At 55.0% G+C, this 765-nt stretch carries 1 protein-coding gene; it reads left to right on the forward strand.

Annotated features, from left to right (window positions below):
• A partial coding sequence (locus LRP54_RS08345; RefSeq protein ID WP_269212832.1) for an MSCRAMM family protein occupies positions 1-765 on the forward strand: 765 nt, incomplete at both ends.

Consider the following 765-nt stretch of genomic DNA (forward strand, 5'->3'; position numbering starts at 1 on the left):
GCGAGTCTGGTGAATTACGTGTTGAATGCTGCGTGGAAGCAGGATGTGTCTGTTCGTGAGGATGGGCAGGACGTTGATTTGCGTTCTGTTCCTGTGACGAATCAGTTGATCCGCGGCACCGTGACCGTGAGCAAGGTGGATACTGACACTAGGTTGCCTTTGGCTGGTGTGACTTTCCAGTTGAAGCAAGAGGGCGTGGTCAAGTATGAGGCTGTGACTGATTCTTCTGGCATGGCGACTTTCAGCTCGGTGGCGTACGGGGATTACACGCTTGTGGAGTCCGCGAGCCTGGTTTCTCATGTGTTGCGTGCTGATTATTCGGCTGATGTTGCTGTGCGTGAGCATGGCGTCAGGGTTGATGCGGGCATGGTAGAAAACCCGATCAAGCGTGGCAGTATCACGCTGAGTAAGGTGGACGCTGAAACTGGCGCTCCTCTTGCTGGCGCGGTGTTCTCCTTGTTCGCTAAGAGTGGGGATAGGGTTTCGGAGAGTGCTTTTGATACTCGAACGAGCGCCCCTGATGGTTCGGTCTCGTTTGAGCGTGTCCCGTATGGTGAGTACGTGCTGCGTGAAGTGCAAGCTCCTGAGGGCTATTTGCCTGACACGAGTGCGCGTAGTGTGCGTATAGATGATGACGGGCAACGTGTTTCAGTTGGTAAGGTAGCTAATCAGTTGATCCGCGGCAGTATCACGCTGACCAAGGTGGACGCTGAAACGCGTGCTCGGCTTGCTGGCGCGGTCTTTGAGCTTGTGGATGCTCAAGGC

Source organism: Schaalia sp. lx-100, assembly GCF_021083625.1.
Classification (GTDB): Bacteria; Actinomycetota; Actinomycetes; order Actinomycetales; family Actinomycetaceae; genus Pauljensenia.